General features: G+C 73.2%; 9 protein-coding genes and 1 pseudogene. 5 read left to right on the top strand and 5 right to left on the bottom strand.

The window, feature by feature from the left end:
- Both PINTE_RS16540 and PINTE_RS16535 read right to left on the bottom strand, forming a co-directional pair.
- Positions 1-1,840, bottom strand: a 1,840-nt coding sequence (locus PINTE_RS16540) for a beta-galactosidase (protein ID WP_084343712.1), incomplete at its 3' end; no start/stop codon positions are given.
- The gene (locus tag PINTE_RS16535) at positions 1,837-2,673 is read right to left on the bottom strand and encodes a GNAT family N-acetyltransferase (protein WP_068432981.1); all 837 of its coding nucleotides are present in this window, start codon (positions 2,671-2,673) and stop codon (positions 1,837-1,839) included. The genes PINTE_RS16535 and PINTE_RS16540, both read right to left, overlap by 4 nt.
- A gap of 280 nt (positions 2,674-2,953) precedes the next feature.
- Between PINTE_RS16535 and PINTE_RS22845 the strand changes: the two genes are divergently transcribed.
- The 3 genes and pseudogenes from PINTE_RS22845 to PINTE_RS16525 all read left to right on the top strand — a co-directional run bounded on the left by PINTE_RS22845 (position 2,954) and on the right by PINTE_RS16525 (position 7,253).
- Positions 2,954-3,115, top strand: a complete 162-nt coding sequence (locus PINTE_RS22845; RefSeq protein ID WP_157087316.1) for a hypothetical protein — start codon at positions 2,954-2,956, stop codon at positions 3,113-3,115.
- Between the two features lie 104 nt (positions 3,116-3,219).
- A pseudogene (locus tag PINTE_RS25125) lies at positions 3,220-5,647 on the top strand (excinuclease ABC subunit UvrA).
- Positions 5,648-5,837: 190 nt separating this feature from the next.
- Entirely contained in the window at positions 5,838-7,253 is a 1,416-nt protein-coding gene (locus PINTE_RS16525; protein ID WP_068432979.1) for a replication-associated recombination protein A, read from the top strand.
- 27 nt (positions 7,254-7,280) lie between these two features.
- On the opposite strand, the gene ulaA is transcribed toward PINTE_RS16525, so the two are convergent.
- Entirely contained in the window at positions 7,281-8,822 is a 1,542-nt protein-coding gene (gene ulaA, locus PINTE_RS16520) for a PTS ascorbate transporter subunit IIC (protein WP_068432977.1), read from the bottom strand.
- Positions 8,823-8,849: 27 nt separating this feature from the next.
- Positions 8,850-9,626 carry a PTS sugar transporter subunit IIAB gene (locus tag PINTE_RS16515; protein ID WP_068432975.1) on the bottom strand — a complete coding sequence of 259 codons (777 nt, stop codon included), beginning with the start codon at positions 9,624-9,626 and terminating at the stop codon, positions 8,850-8,852.
- A 520-nt stretch (positions 9,627-10,146) separates the two neighbouring features.
- Here PINTE_RS16515 and PINTE_RS16510 point away from each other — a divergent pair.
- Entirely contained in the window at positions 10,147-11,973 is a 1,827-nt protein-coding gene (locus PINTE_RS16510) for an HNH endonuclease signature motif containing protein (protein ID WP_068432973.1), read from the top strand.
- Between the two features lie 17 nt (positions 11,974-11,990).
- On the opposite strand, the gene budA is transcribed toward PINTE_RS16510, so the two are convergent.
- Positions 11,991-12,716: an acetolactate decarboxylase gene (gene budA, locus PINTE_RS16505; RefSeq protein ID WP_068432972.1), complete on the bottom strand. Its 726-nt coding sequence runs from the start codon at positions 12,714-12,716 to the stop codon at positions 11,991-11,993.
- Positions 12,717-12,967: 251 nt separating this feature from the next.
- On the opposite strand from budA, the gene PINTE_RS16500 reads away from it, so the two are divergent.
- The coding region (locus PINTE_RS16500) for a thiamine pyrophosphate-binding protein (protein WP_245643007.1) at positions 12,968-13,543 on the top strand (576 nt) is incomplete at its 3' end.

Here is a 13,543-nt window from a genome sequence, read left to right as displayed (position 1 = left end):
CGGCCGGCACGCCCGCCCCGGCGAGCACCTCGGCGAGCAGGTCGCGCAGGGTCGCGTCGTCGGGCAGCGTCGACAGGTACCACGCGACGCCGCCGCCCGGCAGCTCGCGGCGCGTGATCGCGGGGCGCCCGGCGAGCGGGCCGTCGGTGTACGTCGCGACGACGCCGGCGAGCGGGCCGTCGAGGCTGTCGCGGGGCACGGTCACGTCCTCGCTCCACGAGCGACCGGTGCCCGCCGCGTCGCCGGGGCCGGTCACGGCGACCGTCTCGCCGGGCAGCAGCGGGAAGAACTCCTCGACGCGCACGCCGAGCAGCTCCCGGAACGCGCCGGGATAGCCGCCCAGGAGCACGTGATCGTCGGGGTCGGCGATGCCGGAGAAGAACGTGACGAGCACGTGCGCGCCGGCCGCCGCGGCGGCCGCGACCGCCTCGGCGTGCGCGGGCTGCACGGTGTACAGGGTCGGCACGATGAGCACCCGGTAGCCGGACAGGTCGGAGCCGGGGTGCACGACGTCGGCGGTGACCCCGCGCGAGCGCAGCGCGCGGTGCACCGCCTCCGGGGTGTCGAGGTAGGCCAGCGCGGAGTTCGGCATCGCGGGTCCCTCTGCGGCCCAGCGCGCCTGGGTGTCGAACAGGATCGCGACGTCGGCGGCGACCCGGCTCCCGGCGATCTCCTTCAGGCGCCCGAGCAGGTCGCCCAGCTCGCACACCTCCCGGAAGCGGGCGCTGTCGGGCCCGGCGTGGGGCACCATCGCCGAGTGGTACTTCTCGGCGCCGGCGCGCGACTGGCGCCACTGGAAGAACCCGACGGTGTCGGCGCCCCGGGCCACCTGCGCGAGGGAGTCGCGCAGGGTCTGGCCGAGCGCCTTCGCCGGATTCGTCGGCTGCCAGTTGACCGCCGAGGTGGAGTGCTCCATGAGGATCCACGGGGCGCCGCCGGCGATGCCGCGCACGAGGTCGGCGCTGAACGCGAGCTCCGCGCGCGGGTGCGGCCACGTGTTCACGATGTAGTGATCGGTTGACACAACGTCGACGTGCTGCGCCCACCGGTGGTAGTCGAGGTGGTCGAAGTGGCGCATCGTCATGAAGTTCGTCGTGATCGGGATGTCGGGGGAGTGCTCGCGCACGGCCGCTGCCTCGGCGCGGTAGAGCGCGAGCAGGCTGTCGGAGGAGAACCGCCGGTAGTCGAGCACGTGGGTGGGGTTGGGGATCGTCGTCGTCAGCCGCGGCGGCAGCACCTGCTCCAGGTCGGTGTACCGCTGCGACCAGAACGCGGTGCCCCACGCGTCGTTGAGCGCGTCGAGCCCGCCGTAGCGCTCGTGCAGCCAGCGCCGGAACGCGGCCGCGCACCGGTCGCAGTAGCACGGCAGGTTGTGGCAGGCGTACTCGTTGGAGATGTGCCACATCGCCAGCGCCGGGTGGTCGGCGTAGCGGCGCGCCATCTCGCCGGCCAGCCGCACGGCCTTGGCGGCGAAGACCGGCGAGTTCGGGCACCACGCCTGCCGGCTGCCGGGCCAGCGGGTGCGGCCCTCGACGTCGACCGGCAGCACCTCGGGGTGCGCGTGGCTGAGCCACGGCGGCGGGGTCGCGGTGGCGGTGGCGAGGTCGACGGCGATGCCGTGCTCGTGCAGCAGGTCCATCGCGTCGTCGAGCCAGTCGAACTCGTAGACGCCGTCAGCGGTCTCGATCCAGCTCCAGGAGAAGACGCCAAGGGTGACGAACGTGACCCCGGCGCGGGCCATGAGGTCGACGTCCTCGTCCCACACCTGCCGGGGCCATTGCTCGGGGTTGTAGTCGCCGCCGTAGCCGATGCCGCCGCCGTTGATGCGCGCCACGCTCATGAGCCCAACCTAGACCGACCTAGATCGACGGGTGGGGTGTGCGGAGCCGCCGGCTCGTCCAGCGCTTGTCGGTGACGTAGCCGAGCGAGGCATACAGCGCCCCGGGCCGCGGTGTTGTCGGCGTACAGGCCGAGGGTGCACACGCCTTCGGTGTCGACGACCCGGCGCGTGAGGGCGGCGCTGACCGCGCGGCCGAGGCCGCGGCGGCGGGCGTGGCGGGCGACGACGATGCCGCCAAGATGCGCGACCCCCGACGGCAGTCGCTGCACGGCGCCGCAGGCGAGCAGGCTGCCGTCGTCGGCGAGGGCCGCGAGCCACGATGTCGACTGGCCGGTGCCGGAAAAGCCCTCGAACAACGGGTTGTGCGCGAACCCGAAGGCCTGCAGGCGGGCGGCGTCGGCGTGGTCGTCGAGCTCGACGAGGTCGGCCTCGCCCGGGGCCGGCGCGGGGGCCCGGTCGGTCCAGGCCCAGTGCCAGTCGCCGCCGTCGCCGAGATCGAAGACGTCGGCGGCGGTCCCGTCGGTTCCGTCGGTTCCGGCGGTTCCGGCGGTTCCGGCGGTTCCGGCGACAGAGGTCGGCACGGTCACCGAGGCGACGTCGTGGCGCCCCGTCTCGTCGGCGTCCCGCAGCGCCCGCAGGAGCACCGTGACCCCCGGCCCCCAGGCGGTGAGGCTGGGGGCGCGTCGCGCCGAGGTGCGCACGAACGCGACGGCGTGCTCGCTCGCCTCGACCCGGCCGGTCAGCACCCAGCCGGCGAGGCGCGCGGGCGGGTCGAGGCGCGCGAACGCGTCACTGCCCCCGGTCGCCGCGACGAGGTCGTCGCGGCTGGTCACGGCGCGAATTCTCACCCGCAGATCGTGTCACTGTGGCCGCCGATCCGGGGTCGCCGACGCGGCGAGGGTCAGGTTGAACTCGCAGCCACTCGGTTACCGCGATCCAAACAGCCCTTTCGACGACCGCGAGCGAGCGCTACATCGCAACGCCTCGCGAAAGCGCAGGTCACGATCCTGGAGCGGGCCGGGTCCCGGCGACGCGATCGTCAATATGGCGAAACCCGCGCAGACACCCGGTTGCGCCGGCTGCCGCATGTGGCGGGCACGTGCGACAACGAAGGTGCTCACTGCCGGTTCGACGTCGGCGCCGTCCACGACCTCGGACCCGGGTGCGTGGGCCGCGCCGGACGACGGGGCCGTGCATGTCATCGTGTGTCCCGTGGACTACCGCGAGAACATGGCCCGCACCGACCGGCTCGGCGACCTCGACGTGGTTCCGTGACGGGGGCCGCCGAGCCTCCCGTCGAAGTCGCCGCGGGGCGGGGCGCCTGCACCGACGTCGTGCGGGTGCGCGGGGCGCGCCTGCACAACCTGCGCAACGTCGGCATGTCGTGCCCGCGCGGGGCGCTCGTCGCGTTCACCGGCATCTCCGGCTCCGGCAAGTCGTCGCGGGCGTTCGGCACGCTGCACGCCGAGGCCCAGCGCCGCTACCTGGAGTCGGTGGCTCCCTTCGCGCGCCGCCTCATCGCCCGCGCCACCGACCCGCGCGTGGAGTCGGTGACCGGGCTGCCTCCGACCGTCGCCGTGGAGCAGCGCCGCGGCGCGGGCGGGGCGCGCTCGAGCGTCGGTACGCTGACGACGTTGTCGAACGCGGTGCGGCTGCTGTACTCCCGGGCCGGCGACTACCCCGACGAGGTGCGCGCACGGCACACCGATCTGCCTGGGGGACGGCTGGATTCGGACGCGTTCAGCCCGAACACCGTGGAGGGGGAGTGCCCGCGCTGCCAGGGCTCGGGGGTGCTGCACGAGCCGACCGAGGCATCGATCGTGCCCGATCCGTCGCTCAGCATCGCCGACGGCGCGGTCGCCGCGTGGCCGGGCGCGTGGCTCGGCAAGAATTACCGCGACATCCTCGCGACCCTCGGCGTCGACATCCACGCCCCGTGGCGCGACCTGCCCGCCGACACCCGCGACTGGATCCTGTTCACCGAGGAACAGCCCACCGTCACCGTGCATCCCGTGCGGGAGGCGGGCCGCCTCCAGGCCCCCTACGAGGGCAAATGGAGCTCGGTGGCCCGCTACCTGCGGCACACCATCGCCGACAGCGCCTCCGAACGCACCCGGCGCCGCGCCCTGACCTACCTGACGACGACGACCTGCCCGGTGTGCCACGGGCACCGGCTCACCCCCGACGCGCTGTCCGTCACCTACCTCGGCGACCCGATCTGGCGGCTCGGGGCGCGCAGCCTCGACGACCTGCTCGCCCTGCTGGAGGGGCGCTCGCGGGAGCTGCCCGCCGGCGGCGGCACCCCCGCTCAGGAGGCCGAACGGCTGCTGCTGCCGACGATCCTGCCGGTGCTGGAGGCGATCGTCGGGCTCGGTGTCGGGCACCTCAGCCTCGACCGGCCCGCCGTGACCCTGTCGGCCGGGGAGCTGCAGCGGCTGCGGCTCGCGGCGCTGCTGCGGGCCGGGCTGTTCGGGGTCGCCTACGTGCTCGACGAGCCGTCGGCGGGGCTCCACCCGTCGGAGAAACCGATGCTGGCGCAGCTGTTCGACCGGTCCATCGCCGAGGGCAACAGCGTGCTCATGGTCGAGCACGACCTCTCGCTCGTGCGGCGCGCCGACTGGGTCATCGACGTCGGGCCGGGCGCGGGCAGCGACGGCGGGCTCGTGCTGTACTCCGGGCCGGTGCCCGGGCTGTCCCAGGTGCCGGAGTCGGTGACGGGCGAGTACCTGCGCCGGCCCCCGCCGGTGCCGCGCAGCGCGTCGGAGGCTCGCGCCGCGGCCGGGATGCTGGCGGTCGACGCGATTACCATGCGCACGGTGCGCGGGCTCGACCTGCGGCTGCCGCTGGAGGTGTTCACCGCGGTCACCGGGGTGTCCGGCTCCGGGAAGACGACGCTGGTCACGCACGTGCTCGGGGAGTTGCTCGGGGAGCGGGTGCGGTCGGCCTCCCTCGACGAGCCGGATTTGGTTGACTCTGCGGACGATTCGGCCCCCGGCTGTGCGGGTGGGGCGCGTGTCGGGCGTGGAGGCGGTCGACCGGGTCGTGCAGATCACCCAGAAGCCCATCGGGCGCAGCCCGCGCAGCTGCCTGGCGACGTACACGGGCCTGTTCGACCGGGTGCGCGCGCTGTTCGTAGGCACCGAGGCGGCCCGTGCCCGCGGCTGGAGCGCGAGCCGCTTCTCGTTCAACGTGGCCGAGGGCCGCTGCCCGACGTGCGACGGCGAGGGCCAGGTCGAGGTCGAACTCGTTTTCCTGCCCGGCACGTACGCGACCTGCCCGACGTGCCACGGGAGCCGGTACAACCCGCAGACCCTCGAGGTCACCTGGCACGGCCGCTCGGTCGCGCAGGTGCTGGCGTTGAGCGTGCGGGAGGCGGTGGGGTTCTTCGCCGGGGACCGGCGCATCTCCCGGGCGCTCGCGGCCCTCGACGCGATCGGCCTCGGCTACCTGACGCTCGGGCAGCCGGCGACCGAACTCTCCGGCGGGGAGGCGCAGCGCATCAAACTCGCGACCGAGCTGCAGCGGGCGCCGCGCGGGCACACGGTGTACCTGCTCGACGAGCCGACGACGGGGCTGCACCCCGCCGACGTCGACCTGCTCGTCGGCGAGCTGAATCGGCTCGTCGACCAGGGCAACACGGTGGTGGTCGCCGAGCACGACCTGCGCGTCATCGCCGGCGCCGACCACGTCATCGACCTTGGCCCCGGCGCCGGCGAGCGCGGCGGCCGCATCATCGCCTCCGGCGCACCCGCCGACATAGCGCGCAGCGGCACCGCGACGGGGCAGGCGCTGGCCAACCTCATGTAGCACGTCATTGCTACAACGACAGGTGCAGCCGCAGGGCCTCGTCGAGTGCCGACAGCGAGTCCGCCGGCACACGCCCCAGCATCCGGCCCACGCGGTCGAGGTCCACCGAGCGAACCTGCTCCTCCTGGCTGCTGTCCCTTCCGCCGGATTCGGCGCGGAGGCGCCGACCCGCACGATCTAGCCTGGCGGGGTGAGTGACCTCTTCGCCGCGGCCCGCGCCGACCGCGACCCCGACGACGCCCGCACCGACTCCGATGGCGCCGACACGCGCCCGCCGCTCGCGGTGCGGATGCGGCCACGCGCCATCGAGGAGGTGCGCGGTCAGCGCGACGTGCTGCGCGCGGGGAGCCCGTTGCGGCGGCTCATCGAGGGGTCCGGGGGAGCCGCCGGGCCCGTCTCCGCGATCATCTGGGGCCCGCCCGGCACCGGCAAGACGACGCTCGCGCACCTCGTCGCCACCGCCGCCGGGAGGCGGTTCGTCGAGCTGTCGGCGGTGACCGCCGGGGTCAAGGACGTGCGTGCCGTCATGGACGCCGCCGCCCGCGACCGCGACCTCTACGGCCGGCAGACCGTGCTCTTCCTCGACGAGATCCACCGCTTCTCCAAGGCCCAGCAGGACGCGCTGCTGCCCGGCGTGGAGAACCGGCTCGTCATCCTCGTCGCGGCGACGACCGAGAACCCGAGTTTCTCGATCGTCGCGCCGCTGCTGTCGCGCTCGATGCTCATCACGCTGACCTCGCTGACCGACGACGACGTCGGCGAGGTCATCGACTCGGGGCTCACCGACGAGCGCGGGCTGGCCGGCGCCTACACGCTGGCGGCCGATGCTCGGGAGCACCTCGTGCGGATGGCCGGGGGCGACGCGCGCCGCGGGCTGACCCAGCTGGAGGCGGCGGCCGGCGTGGCCACCGACGCGCGGGCCGCGGGGCGAGGACTGCCGAGCGCCGACGACCCGCAGGAGATCGAGCTGGCCCACGCCGAGCAGGCCGTCGCGCAGGCCGCGGTGCGCTACGACCGCGCGGGCGGCCAGCACTACGACGTCGCGAGCGCGTTCATCAAGTCGATGCGCGGCTCCGACGTCGACGCTGCCCTGCACTACCTCGCGCGGATGCTGGAGGCGGGCGAGGACCCGCGGTTCATCGCCCGGCGCATCGTCATCTCCGCGAGCGAGGAGATCGCCATGGCCGACCCGACGGCGCTGCAGACCGCCGTCGCCGCCATGCATGCGGTCGCGCAGATCGGCATGCCGGAAGCGCGAATCATCCTGGCGCAGGCCGTGGTTCACAACTGCCTGGCCCCTAAGTCGAACGCCGCCTACCTGGCGATCGGGTCGGCGATCGCCGACGTGCGCGCCGGTCGCGGGGCCGCGGTACCGCCTCCGCTGCGGGGCACGGCTCGGTCGCGGGCGGCGGGTTCGGCCACCCGCGCGGTGGGCAAGCCCGAGGACTACGTCTACGCCCACGACGAGCCCGACTCCGTCGCCACCCAGCAGTACCTGCCCGACGACCTGCTCGACGCCGACTACTACCACCCCAAGGAGCGCGGCTTCGAGGCCCGGATGATCGAGCGCTGGGCCTGGCTGCGGGGCCGGTTGCGCGGGCGGTGACGCGCCTGACGCGACCCTGACGTGAACCTACGGAGGCGGTGGCGGAGCCGGCGCCCCCTGCGGCGGCGGGATCTTCGCGTACGTGCGCGTGCTGGAGGTCATGGCGCTGGCCTCGGCCTCCGCGGTGGCGCGGACGCTCTCGCGGTGGGGCGAGGGGTCCCAGTCGGCATCGACCACGCGGCGCTGGAAGAGGATCGCCAGCCCCAGGAAGACCGCCCCGGTCAGCGCGATGACCACGAGCCCGACGGCCCCGCCCAGCTTCGCGGCTCCGCCGATTAGGATGCCGAACCAACCGAAGTCGGCGTCGCCGAACGTCGTGTTCTCGCCCCCGAAGGTGCCCAGCACCTGCAAGAGCCCCGACGGGAGCAGCGTGATGAGGAGCCCGTTGGCGAACCCGCCGCACACGGCGCCCAGCCGGCCGCCGGTGGCGTTGCCGTAGACCCCGGCCGCGCCGCCGGTGAAGAAGTGCGGCACGAGCCCCGGCAGGATCAGCGCCAGCCCGAACGCCGGGTTGAGCCAGACGCTGAGCAGCCCGAGCCCTACGAGGCCGCCGGTGAAGCTGGCGAGGAAGCCGACGAGCACCGCGTTCTGCGCGTAGGGAAAGACGATCGGCGCGTCGAGGGCCGGCACCGCGCCCGGCACCACGCGGGCCGCGATGCCCCGGAAGGCGGGCACCAGCTCGCCGAGGATCGTGCGCACGCCGAAGAGGATCACCGCGACGGCCACCCCGAACTGCAGGCCCTGCGTCACCGACTGCATGAGGTAGTTGCCGACGTTGGTCGCGCCGTCGGGGAATGCCTGATACGCCGCCTGAGTGCCCTCGCGCGCCATGAACAGCACCGCGAGCACGACGTACATGATGACCATCGACAAGGCGGTGGCGACCATCGAATCGCGCAGGAACCGTAGGGATTCGGGCAGCTTGAGCTCTTCGGTGGAGCGGCTGCGGGCTCCGCCGGTGACGCGCCCCACGGCGCCGGCCAGGATGTATCCGGCGGTGCCGAAGTGTCCGATGGCGATGCTGTCGTCGCCGGTGATCCGCCGCGTCCAGGGCTGGGCGAAGGCCGGCAGCGACACCATGAGGATGCCCAGCAGGGCGCCACCGAGGCCGACGACGATCGCCGATCCGTAGCCGGCCGCGGTGAGCACCATGGTGAGCAGCGTCGCCATGAAGAGCAGGTGGTGGCCGGTGAGGAACACGTAGCTCAGCGCCGTGAACCGCGCCAGCACGAGGCTGATCGCGAAGCCGAGGATCATCAGCCACGACACCTGGGCGCCGTACTCGGCCTGCGCGACGGCGACGATCGCCTCGTTGGTCGGCACGACGCCGTGGGCGCCGGTCGCGCCGAGGATCATCGCGCCCAGCGGCTCCAGCGAGGCGATGACGAGCGTGGCACCGGCTCCGATCAGCAGGAAGCCGAGGGTCGCCTTCAGCGCCGAGCCGATGACCTGCCCGGCACTCTTGCGCAGCGCCACCATGCCGACCGCGGTGATGATGCCGATGAGAAAGGCGGGCACGCTGAGGATCTCGTTGACCAGGAACTGCGCGATGGTCACCAACCAGTCCATGACACTCCTTCGTGCGTGTGCAGGGCGTTAGACGTCGTAGCTGTCGCGCAGGGCCGCGTCGACCTCTTTGTGGCTGGTGAAGTCCGCGATGACCTGCACCGGGACCCCCAGGTCTCCGAGCGCCCGCGCGATCTCACCGGAGGTCATGATGAGGTCGGCCTCCTTGGCATTGCCCTTGGCGGAGACCGTGTCGGTCGCCTCGACGCTGACGTACGGACCCCAACCCCAGCGCTCGAGCACCTTCTCTAGCGTGCTCTTCAAGAAGATGCTCGTGCCGATGCCGTTGCCGCACACGGTGAGGATGTGGTTCTTGGTGGATCCGCGCTGCGTCGTCGCGGTCTTCGCGCGCGGGGCCTGGTTCTCGCCGAGGATGGCCCTGACCTCCTGCGGGCTGGAGGCGCGTTCCAGCGCGGCCTTCTTCTCCGGGTCGGCGAGCACGCGGGCCAGTTGCGCCATCGCCGCCTGGTGGGCCTTGCTGTCGTGCGCGGCCAGCGCCACGACGAGGCCGACCGGATCGTTGGCGCGGTGGCCGAACTCCACCGGGGTTGTCAGCCGCAGCCACGACATGCCGGTGCGCTGCACCGCCTCGCTGGGGCGGGCGTGGGCGAAGGCGAACCCGGGCGCGACGACGATGTAGGGGCCGCGCTCGTGCACGCTGTCGATCATCGCCTGGGTGTAGGAGTCGGTGGCGACTCCGGTGCGCACCAGCAGGGCGCCGGCGCGGCGCACGGCGTCCTCCCAATCGGCCGCCTCCACATCGAGTGCGATCGCGTCCTCGGCGAGGAGTTCGGTGAGATCTGCCATGCCAGTGGACTGTATCCGCTCGGGGCCGCAGCGACGCTCCCGTTGATCTATCCGCGTCGGATCGTTTCGGACGGCTGGCGGGCGCTGCCTCGGGCGGTCGTGGTGGACCTGGGTCGACGTGGTTGTGTCGCTGCCCTACAAGCCTCTGACCAGCTTGTTTGTCGGGCTCCGCATCTTGTCGGTGGTCGCGTCTAGGGTAGTTGCATCGGTCGACAGAGCCGTCCCGACGGGCCCGTCGCGGGGGTCTTTGGCGGCCGCCGTCGACCGTGTCGAAACCCGTCGATCCCGCTGAAGCCACTGAACCCGCCGTACCCGCTGAACCCGCTGAACCCCCGAACTCGCTGAACCCGCTGGCCGCTGAACCCGCTGAACCGCTGGACCCGCTGACCCGCTGGACCCGCAGAAACCCCGAACCTCGCAGGACCCACTAAACCCACTGGAACCCGCCGTACCCGAACCCCCGAACCCCCGACCCCGCTGAACCCGCAGAACCCGCAGAACCCGCCGAAGGAGGTGTGGCATGTCCGTGCAGATCGGTGCCGGGCTCGTGTGCGAGCCGCACGCGGCGTTGCCGCGCGACGCCTTCGAGCACGTGAGTTCGTCCGACGTGCTGTCGGTCGTGGAGACCATGGAGGCGCTGAAGGTGTGGGCCGACTCCATCTCGCTGGCCGCGACCGGTGAGCTGACCCGTCGCGAGCGGGCCGCGGCGCTCATCGAGGCCGGCCCCGACGCGTCGGCGACGACCCGCCGGCGCGCGGTCGACGCGGCCGATTCGGCGATGGCCGACGAGCTGGTGCTCGCCACCGGTATGGGCGCGCGCGAGGCCGCTTCCCGGGTCGACGTCGCCACCGCGGAGCCGGTTCGGGTGCACGCCCTGACGGAGCGGCTGCGCGCCGGCGAGGTCTCGTTCTGGCGGGTCAAGACGCTCTATGAGGAGTGCCGGGTGCTGCCCGGGCCGCTGGCCGCCGACGTGGCCGAAGGGGTGCTCGCGCCCGTGCGGGGCGGCGCGGCCCTGAGCAATCCCCTGTTCCGGCAGCGGCTAGCGCGCCGTCTGGCCCGGCTCGTCGACTCCCGCGAACAGCGGGCCCGGCGGCTGGCCGACCGGCGCGTCGACGTGCTCATCGACCCCGACGGCACCGGTGAGCTGCGGGTGACCGGCGGCGCGGCCCGGCTCCGCGGCGCCTACTCCCGCGTCGACGACCTCGCCCGGCGCCTGCGGAAGGCGGGGGAGTCTCGCACGCTGGCCCAGCTGCGCTCCGACGTCACGCTCGACCTGCTGATGTTCGGCCACCTCGGGGCGGCCGTGGGTTCTGGTGGCGGCTCGGGGCAGGCGGTGGCTTCGACCGGTGGCGCCGGTCAGGCGGTCGATGGGCAGCCGGCCAACGGCGCCGAGGCCGAAGGAGAGCGCCGCGAGTCCTGCGCGGGTGAAGGGGGCGTCACGCACGGTGTGGCCGCCCTGAATCACGCAGACACCGCGGCTCCCGCTGACCCCGCGAACCCCGCCAATCCCGCAAACCCCGTGGACCCCGCGGAGTCGTCGACGGCCGCAGGCGCGGCAGACGTGGTGGCGCCGTCGTTTGACCCCGCCCTGGTGGGGCGACGCTGGCCGATCGCGCAGGTCTCCGTGGTCGTCGGGCTGGGCACGCTGCTCGGCCTCGACCTCGAACCGGGGCGGATCTCCGGTGCCGGCGGCGTCGACACGTTGCCCGCCGAGGTCGTCCGCGAGGCGGCCATGGTCGCCGGGTCCACGTGGCGGCGCCTGGTCATCGACCCGCTGGACGGTTCGGCGGTCGAGCTGTCCACGACGGCCTACCGGCCGGGCGCGCCGCTGGCCCGCGCGGTTCGGGCCCGCGACGGCGAGTGCCGGGTGCCGGGCTGCGTCGTGCCGCCCGAGGCGTGCGATCTCGACCATGACATCGAACGGCGGCGCGGCGGTCAGACCTCCGAAGAGAACCTGTCCGGGAAGCACCGCCCGCACCACAACCACAAGACCCGCGGGCGTTGGCGGGCGTTGCGCGACGGCGAACTCATCAGGTGGACCACGGGCACGGGCCGCGAGTACATCAGCTATCCGTACGACTACCGGCCCCTGCCCCTGGAAGGGGCGGTGTCGCGCGTCGAGCACACGCTGCGCTGCGAGCTGCAGTTCGTCGAGTTCCCGCTCGGTCCGCCGCCCGACAGCGACGGCCCCGGGCTGTGGATACGTGGCGGCGGCGCCGATCCGCCGGACCTACCCGACCTCGATCCTCCCGACCTGCCCGACCCTGGCTCGCCCGGCCTACCCGGCCCCGACCCGGCCGACCCTGGCCCGCCCGGCCAGCCCGACCCTGACCCGCCGCCGTTCTGATGGGCGACCGGCTCGGCTCAGTTGTGGCCGGCGTGCTCGGCCTTGTGCAGCTGCTCCTGCAGATCGTCCGGAGTCAGGTCGGCCGACTCGAACTCGCTGGTCAAGGGCAGCCGCAGCTCAAGGTCGGTGCCGATGCAGATCTCCGCCACGCCGGAGCGGATCTCGAAGTCGATGAGGTGGCCGCCGCGCTGACGGTCGTCGTCGATGAAGTGGGCGTGGCACCCGGGCACCGAGATCGCCGCCTCGAACAGCGGCGTGCGGAAGCCGGCGACCACGCCACGCACGTCCTCGAAACGCACGACCTCCTCGCCGTCGGTGGCCTCGACGAGCGTCGGGTACGGCGCCTGCTGGCGCTCGACGGTCCGGGTCGTCACCCACCCGAAGTCACCGGTGATCCGCAGCGCGTACATGTAGTTCGGCGACGGCAGCATCGAGTCGATGATGTCGCTGACGCCCTTGCGCACCAGCTCGTCGTCGATCTCGCGGCGCAACGTCGGCACGAAGTTCGTCACCGCCGCATACGGGGTGTGCGCGCTCATCGGCGGGAGGCTGACGCTGCCGTCCGAGCGCAGCTGGTAGCACGTGCCGTCGAGGATGATCATCTCCCCGTCGAGCTCGTTGAACGTGCCGAGCCCGAACGACCCCTGCCCGAGCAGCTCGGCCAGCGTCATGTCGTCCTCGAACACCCCGGAGGCCAGCGACGAGATGAGGCTCGTCTGAAAGATGCGGTGCCGGATGCGCATGCGCGCAGCCTAGTGCGTCGCCCGTGCGCGACGGGCGGCCTGGACGGCGACCGCGACCGTGGGGAGCCAGGAAAAGCGTCGCTCGCGCGCGACGGGCGGCCTGACGCGGCCGGTGGCGCTCGAGCGCGGTCGCCGCCCTTGCCGCGGTCGCCGCCCTCGCCGCGGGTCTAGGCTCGGTGCCCGGCAGCACCGGTTGCACCGGCAAACAGAAGCACCGTCAGCACCGGCAGACAGACACGAGAGGCCATGGGATGAGCGCCACCGAGACCACCCCCGTCCGCAGCGCCCAGCGCGTCGTCGAATGCCTGCAGGCCCAGGGGGTCCGCTGGGTGTTCGGGGTGCCGGGAGCCAAAGTCGACCAGGTCTACGACGCCCTCCTCGACGTCGGCGACGACGGCCCCGAACTCATCGTCTGCCGCCACGAGCAGAACGCCGCCTTCATGGCCGCCGCCGTCGGCCGCCTCACCGGCACCCCCGGCGTCGCCCTCGTCACCTCCGGTCCCGGCACCACCAACCTCACCACCGGCCTGGTCACCGCCACCTACGAGGGCGACCCCATGGTCGCCCTGTGCGGCGCCGTCGGCCGCGCCGACCGGCTCAAGCACACGCACCAGTCGATGGACGCCGCCAGCCTGCTCGCCGCCGTCACCAAGCACACCGGCGAAGTCACCGCCGCCGACAACGTCCCGGAGGCCGTCACCAACGCCTTCCGCCGCGCCCGCGTCATGCCCCGCGGCGCCACCGCCCTCGTGCTGCCCTCCGACGTGCTCGCCGAGCCGACCGCCGTCACCGTCACGCAGCCCCTGCTGCCGCCGCCGCTCGGCCCC

Source organism: Piscicoccus intestinalis NBRC 104926, assembly GCF_001515525.1.
In the GTDB taxonomy this organism is placed as follows: domain Bacteria; phylum Actinomycetota; class Actinomycetes; order Actinomycetales; family Dermatophilaceae; genus Kineosphaera; species Kineosphaera intestinalis.
This window is presented reverse-complemented; position numbering and strand designations above follow the sequence as displayed.